The 6,510-nt window shown below is 40.2% G+C and carries 6 protein-coding genes and 1 pseudogene; 2 read left to right on the forward strand and 5 right to left on the reverse strand.

Annotated features, from left to right (window positions below):
- Nucleotides 1-70: 70 nt before the first annotated feature.
- The 4 genes from K0S23_RS13735 to K0S23_RS13750 all read right to left on the reverse strand — a co-directional run bounded on the left by K0S23_RS13735 (nt 71) and on the right by K0S23_RS13750 (nt 4,241).
- On the reverse strand, nt 71-1,006 hold the full coding sequence (locus tag K0S23_RS13735) for a ribose-phosphate pyrophosphokinase (protein WP_300358437.1): 936 nt from the start codon (nt 1,004-1,006) through the stop codon (nt 71-73).
- 79 nt (nt 1,007-1,085) lie between these two features.
- Nucleotides 1,086-2,255 (reverse strand): lysylphosphatidylglycerol synthase transmembrane domain-containing protein, encoded by a 1,170-nt coding sequence (locus tag K0S23_RS13740; protein WP_300358439.1) that lies wholly within the window; start codon nt 2,253-2,255, stop codon nt 1,086-1,088.
- Nucleotides 2,248-3,783 carry an Ig-like domain-containing protein gene (locus tag K0S23_RS13745; protein ID WP_300358442.1) on the reverse strand — a complete coding sequence of 512 codons (1,536 nt, stop codon included), beginning with the start codon at nt 3,781-3,783 and terminating at the stop codon, nt 2,248-2,250. Before K0S23_RS13745 ends, K0S23_RS13740 begins: the two co-directional genes overlap by 8 nt.
- Nucleotides 3,759-4,241 (reverse strand): GAF domain-containing protein, encoded by a 483-nt coding sequence (locus K0S23_RS13750; RefSeq protein WP_300358444.1) that lies wholly within the window; start codon nt 4,239-4,241, stop codon nt 3,759-3,761. The genes K0S23_RS13745 and K0S23_RS13750 overlap by 25 nt, the downstream gene beginning before the upstream one ends.
- A gap of 125 nt (nt 4,242-4,366) precedes the next feature.
- Between K0S23_RS13750 and K0S23_RS13755 the strand changes: the two genes are divergently transcribed.
- Together K0S23_RS13755 and K0S23_RS13760 are read left to right on the forward strand one after the other, a co-directional pair.
- Nucleotides 4,367-5,086, forward strand: a complete 720-nt coding sequence (locus K0S23_RS13755; protein ID WP_300358455.1) for a 3'-5' exonuclease — start codon at nt 4,367-4,369, stop codon at nt 5,084-5,086.
- 127 nt (nt 5,087-5,213) lie between these two features.
- The gene (locus tag K0S23_RS13760) at nt 5,214-5,687 is read left to right on the forward strand and encodes a hypothetical protein (RefSeq protein ID WP_300358446.1); all 474 of its coding nucleotides are present in this window, start codon (nt 5,214-5,216) and stop codon (nt 5,685-5,687) included.
- Nucleotides 5,688-5,900: 213 nt separating this feature from the next.
- On the opposite strand, the pseudogene K0S23_RS13765 reads toward K0S23_RS13760, so the two are convergent.
- Nucleotides 5,901-6,510 (reverse strand): annotated as a pseudogene (locus K0S23_RS13765) (hypothetical protein); the annotation flags it as partial.

Raw genomic sequence — 6,510 nt, forward strand, 5'->3', positions numbered from 1 at the left:
GTTATTTATTTGTTTTATTTTATCCGCCGCGGCGGATTAGTTATCGTCCACCGTGGCAGACTCTTAATTTTTATGAGATTATAAAATGTGTACTAATGGATTCGTTTTTAACCAGGCGATCGATCACATCTGCGAACAAATCTGCTACGGTAATAACACGAATCTTGTCACTTTTTTCTTTTAACGGGATTGTATCTGTTACGATCAGCTCCGTTAATTTTGAATTATTGATGCGTTCAAACGCAGGCCCTGACAACACTGCATGTGTACAGAATGCACGAACACTTTTTGCTCCTTTTTCAATGAATAATTCAGCGGCTTTTGTTAAAGTTCCTGCTGTATCGCACATATCATCTATTAAGATCACATCTTTTCCGGCAACATCCCCGATTACAGTCATTTCTGCAATTTCGTTTGCTTTCTTGCGGTGTTTGTGGCAAATTGCTAATCCGGTATCTAATTTCTTAGCATATGCATTGGCGCGTTTTGCACCACCTGCATCCGGTGCAGCCATAATCAGGTTTCCATTGTCTAAAGCCTTCATTTCGTTGAAGAACAAAGTTGAGGCAAATAAATGATCAACAGGAACTTCAAAGAAACCTTGGATCTGATCAGCGTGTAAATCCATGGTCATGACACGGTCAACACCCGCAGCCATTAACATGTTTGCGATCAGTTTTGCTCCGATGGCAACTCTGGGTTTATCTTTACGGTCCTGGCGTGCAAATCCGAAATACGGGATCACAGCAATAATTTTACGCGCCGAAGCACGTTTCGCTGCGTCTACCATTAACAACAATTCGAAGATGTTCTCCGTAGGAGGCATGGTAGATTGAACAATAAATACGTCCTGACCACGCACCGTTTCTTCAAACGATGGTTGAAATTCACCATCACTGAACTCAGTAACCTTTACATCACCCAATGTAGCACCAAACTTGGTAGCTATTTGGTCTGCAAGCACTTTCGATGCTCTTCCCGCAAAAATTTTGACGCCGTAAGACATGATTTTGACCGTTTTAAGAGCGCAAAGATAGCAATAATATCCGGAATACAACCATTTTTTCAGATTGCTTTGAAACGATTTAGTCCTTGGTTTTTTTCTGTTTTGCCAGCCAGCGCGGAAGAATGATCGACCCGATGATCAAATAAGGGAAATAGGAGATTAAACGCCATAGCACTGCCATCGTTCCCAAAAGAATGATGCTTGCACTGAATTCGGACAGTAATTCGCCGAATGCCCATTCGGCAACACCACTCCCGCCGGGGGTTGGAGAAATTCTCAGGAACATCCACAAAACAAATTGTTTGGTAAATATCTGTGTTTGCTGGAGGAATCCAAGATTCAAAAAGGCTTGCATGATAAAGTTGATCACCAAAAAACGGGATGACCAGGAGAAAACAGTTGCACCAAATGCCTTTAACCAAAATGAAAACGGTTCTTTCTTCATTTCGACCGCTGTTGCACTTACGTCGTTGCCTGTTTTTTCAGCACCTGGCCTGAAACGTTTTAGAAACGGGATTTTGGTAATGAAGGTAAGTAGTTTGAAAACCAGTTTCGGATAAAGGACAATGCTTGAGAACAAAACGAGGCAAAGAAGGGCGAAAACGGAAAACCCTGTCCAGAAAACTGCCATCATGGATTCATTTCCTGCGCTTGGAAATAATTTCCCTGAAGGAATGAAAAGGAAGAGAACCGGGATGATGATGACATAAAAAAGATTGTCCAGAAATGCCGTCAGAATCACAATTGCAGTTGCTTTCCCCAGTGCGATCTTTTCGCGATTCAAAATAAACATAGCAACAGCGGCGCCACTCATGACACCCGGAGCCAATGCAGACGCAAATTCCCATAGCATAATAACATGAAAGGATTGCCTCCAGCTTAGCTGTTTTTTAGTCAAAATCCGGATGCGGATCATGTATCCGACATCTCTTCCAACCATTGCCAGCAAGGCCAAAAAGATCCAAAAAAAGGTGCCGTTGTTCCAGGAAACATCAGAAAGTACCTGGTAGGCAGACTTTTTTTGGAAGTTTCCCTTTGAATCAGCAATAAACTCATCGTTGTTCGAATAATCGATCTGTTTGTTGTGGTTAGTGTCTTTCCAGATGAAATCACCTTTTCCTTGTTCCACTTCGTGAAATTCAGATCGCGTAAAACTGTAAATAAGTATTCCTCCCGAAATTGAAATTCCAATCAGCAAAGCGAGATAAATCTTCCATTTACTAAAGGCCTTTTCAAAGGAATCACTCATGGGTTTCTAAATCAAGGGTTTCTTCAATATCCCAGTTTGGTCTGAGTTTGGACTTAAGCTCAAAGCGTACTACTCGTTCCGGTTGTGATTTTAAAGCCCAATTACCGGCGTCCCATTTTCCATTCCCGTTCACATCTTTTATGCAGCGGATTTGATAAACGACGGGAACTAAATTGGTCCAGTTAATGATCGAATCGGTATCGGTTTTTAAAAAAGTACGAATTGCAGTTGTACCATCCATTAGTTGAATGATCCAGCGGCCTTTCATGCTTTCAACGTTCAGTTTTAAATTACTCAGGTCTGAAGTTCTGTAGGTTTTCAGTTCTACTTTGATCGAATCATTTATGTTGGTTTTGCCTTTTAAGGCACCCATCTTGAAATCCACGATCAGATCAAATGAAATGGGAGTTTTTGGAATGATCCGGACCTGGTTTCCTGAAAAAAGGAAGTCATATTTCATCCTCAATTTTGTTTTGTCTTCAAGAATTATCAGGGAAGTATCTATTTGATCAATGAGTTCATTGGTTTCGAACAAAAGTGTATCACCAAGTGTCCAGGCGCTTTTATGAACCTTATTTAACACGGAAAAATTTTTGTTCCGGTCCTTCAGCGAGATTATTTTGGTAATGGTATCAGGGCCATCGATGAATGTGTAGATCTCGTTTGGGCTGTTTGGAAGTGCAAATAAAACGGAATCCGAAGCGAATCGTTTAATGAGTTGGACGGGTTGTGAATTAAGGCTTAAATTAGATTCGCTGATTTCTTTGCCCGATGCATAAAAAGTTCCTGGATTGAGAATTTTCACCTGTAATTGCTTTAAAGGACTTTTAGGTTTTGAAGTAAGTATGTGAGAAAAAGTACTGTCTTTACTGGAGATTAATTTGGTGGAGTAGGCAATATCTTCTCCGATCGAGGGCAGGCGGTCTTTATTTGAATCAAAAAAAGCAAATAACTGGTATTGACCAGGTTTTAAATAAGAAAATTCAAATTCACCTTTGTCATTGCTTTTGCAGATATAGGCCGGAGCATCTTTATATGGATCTTTTACTGAATCGTATAACCCGACCGTAAAAGCTGTTGAAGGTTTATTTGAAAAACCGTCGGTAATAACTCCCCGGATTTTCAATGAATCGATTTGATTTCCGGTTGAGAATACGAACTGGTGTATCGTGTCATTTTTTTCATTCAGATCCCGGATTGTTCCGTTCATTTGAATGATGTATGTGGTATTTGTCTGGAGTGGTCCGTCCCATTTAATGGATAGTTCCCGTTTGTTTGAAGTGACTTCCAATTTTCCGGCATTCGGATTCATAACCACGGTATTGGCCGGGTCGTTCAGTGTGAAATATTCGTTGAATTTTACATTCAATTCGTTTTGATTTACCTGCAAGGCTCCCTGCTCCGGGTTTTGAGTCCCCTCTACCGGAAGTGCTGCCTGGTTATCGGATGGTCCGCCCGTAAGAGGAACAATTTCGGCACAGCCAAAAAGAAGAAGTAATATTCCTAAAAACAGTGAGTACCGAGCCATTCGCAAAGTTTATTTAAATGTGTTGCATCAATCTCGTCAAAATCGTTTAATGCATTGCTGTCGACATCCAGGATAGCAATAACCTGACCGTCTTTTCGAATAGGCACTACGATTTCACTTTTACTTTCGCTGGAACATGCAATATGTCCGGGGAAAGCATCTACATCCGGTACCACAAGTGTTTCGTTTTGTTTCCATGAAGAACCGCAAACACCTTTTCCGTAAGCAATCCGGGTGCAGGCAATAGGTCCCTGGAAAGGTCCGAGTACCAATTCATCTTTTTCCACAAGGTAAAAACCTACCCAAAAAAAGTCGAAGGTCATTTTTAGTGCGGAAGCAACATTAGCCAAATTGGCAACCAGATTTGGTTCACCGGTACAAATTGCCTGAACCTGGGGAAGCAAAGTGGTATACTTTTCCTTCTTTGTTGATTGTGCTATAAATAATTCTTCTGCCATGAAGTACAAAAATAAGGAATACTATTCCTTAAGATCGAAAAATGAATTTATTCTGAAAAAAAACAGAAAAAATGCTTGTGCGGAAATGATATATTTACATAACTTAAATGGAAAACGAAAATTTTATGCTTGATTTGAGCCAACTGGACAAGATTCTTTTTTTGGATATTGAAACTGTTCCTGAAGTTTACCACTACACTGATTTAGATTTGGAAACCACCAAATTATTTGACGCAAAAAACGCGCGCTATCTGACTGAAGAAAAAACAAAAGCAGATGTTTACAACGAAAAAGCAGGCATTTATGCCGAGTTTGGGAAGATCGTTTGTATTTCGGTCGGATTTGTGCATGAATCTGTAACAGGGAGATCTATTCGAATGACTTCTTTTGCGCACGATGATGAAGAAACTTTGTTGAAACAATTTGTGCGTCTTTTGGAGAATAACTACAATACTCCGCGACATGTACTGTGCGGCCACAATTCAAAAGAGTTCGATATTCCTTTCATCTGCCGGAGATTGTTGATCCATGGTATCGGTTTACCGAATGTATTGAACCTGGCAGGTAAAAAACCCTGGGAAATTCAGCATCTGGATACGATGGAACTCTGGAAGTTCGGAGATTACAAAGCTTACACCAGTTTGGCTTTACTGTGCCATATTTTTAAAATTCCTACTCCGAAAGATGATATTTCGGGAGCAGATGTTGCACGGGTTTATTACGAAGAAAGAGATTTAAACCGGATCCGGATCTATTGTGAAAAGGATGTAATTGCATTAATTCAGTTATTTTTGAGAATGAACGGAGAGCCTTTGGTAGAAGAAGGGGAGATATATATTAAATAAAGGAAGCACTGCTTCCGAAAAAATATCCGCGGTAGCGGATAATGTGAAATTAAAACGATAAGAGCCGAGCTGAACGATAAATGAACCATCTAAGCGATAAAATAAATTACTACAAACAACACAATTTATGATTCTAACGAAACAAAAAATGATGCTTTTTGGCATCTTTCTAATGAGCCTGAATAACCTGACTGCTCAGGAAGTAATTAATTATAACGGAAAACAGATCACCGTCCAGGGACCCAAGTGTTTTTTAATGGAAATAAACGGAACTGTTTTGGAATATCACCAGAAAATAGTTGGTGATGATATGTATGCTACCGTTTTGACAAAAAGAACTGACGGAACAATTCGCGAGTTAACTGTTAGGAAGGTTTCGGTAAAGGTTGTAACAGATAATGTATTTAAAATCGAACATTTCGATAAATATGGCGAGATGTATTCGTGCACCATTTTAACTGATCTTGATAAAGTGAACGCTACTGTTTATGAGAAATCAGGAGCTCAAACGTTTAAGGAAACAAATATCGCAGTTTACTTCGCGGATAAAAAACAGCTGGAAGATTTTATTGATAAGATCAAAAAAGCGCGCGGCTTTTAGAGATAGTTATATTAAAGCGAAACCCCCTGATGATTGCTCGTCAGGGGGTTTCTATTTGGTTTCAGTTTAAAAACTGCACTAACGCTTGTCAAATCACCAGCCGTGGCTGGTTCCTACTTTTTCACGAAAGTCAGTGTTCTCTGACTTGTTCCATCAATCATTTGGATCAGGTAAGTTCCGGCTGAAAGATATTCGGTTGTAATATAAACCAGGTTATTTCCTTCGTTTGCATTGATGCTGTGTTAGATCTGTTACATAGAATTTGATCTCGTTGTTTCCATTCTGTGAGTTGAATGAAATATGTAATTCATTGTCTGTTGGGTTCGGGAACAGGTTGATGTCTGCAACGCTTCCCAAATCTTCCAAACCTGCTACAACCGGACTTTCAGAAGGTGCTCCGGAATAGATGTTGATATCATCGATATAGATGTTGTTTCCGTCACCAGACGTCAACTGGAATTTACAACGGAAATTGTCATTCCAGTAAGTACTCGTAATGTTGGTAACGTGAACTGTAATCCAGTCAGCCGGGGTTGGTGTCCATGCAGAAGCTGCAGTTGAGTTCCCCGACATGGTCGCCGCAGTTAATGTCTTGCGGATATCCCATGTTTCTCCGCAGTTGGATGAAGCAAATACTTTCAGTAAGTCCGTACTTGTAGAAGTTTTCTTTCTGTATGCATATCTGAACGACAAACTAACACCACCTGTTCCCGAAGTGATGCTCGACAAATCAATTGGTCCTGAAATTAACTCATCGATTTGACCGCTTGCTTGCCCGAAGTTGGTAAGTTTTACAGAGTTTGTACCTGTTTTTGCAGCCGTG

The sequence above is a fragment of the Fluviicola sp. genome (genome assembly GCF_029266855.1).
Lineage (GTDB): Bacteria > Bacteroidota > Bacteroidia > Flavobacteriales_D > Crocinitomicaceae > Fluviicola.

Excerpts from the sequence above, each read along its gene's own strand:
- K0S23_RS13750 (WP_300358444.1), bottom strand. The coding sequence starts at position 4,241 with ATGGCAGAAGAATTATTTATAGCACAATCAACAAAGAAGGAAAAGTAT.
- K0S23_RS13735 (WP_300358437.1), bottom strand. The coding sequence starts at position 1,006 with ATGTCTTACGGCGTCAAAATTTTTGCGGGAAGAGCATCGAAAGTGCTT.
- K0S23_RS13760 (WP_300358446.1), top strand. The coding sequence starts at position 5,214 with ATGATTCTAACGAAACAAAAAATGATGCTTTTTGGCATCTTTCTAATG.
- K0S23_RS13755 (WP_300358455.1), top strand. The coding sequence starts at position 4,367 with ATGCTTGATTTGAGCCAACTGGACAAGATTCTTTTTTTGGATATTGAA.
- K0S23_RS13740 (WP_300358439.1), bottom strand. The coding sequence starts at position 2,255 with ATGAGTGATTCCTTTGAAAAGGCCTTTAGTAAATGGAAGATTTATCTC.
- K0S23_RS13745 (WP_300358442.1), bottom strand. The coding sequence starts at position 3,783 with ATGGCTCGGTACTCACTGTTTTTAGGAATATTACTTCTTCTTTTTGGC.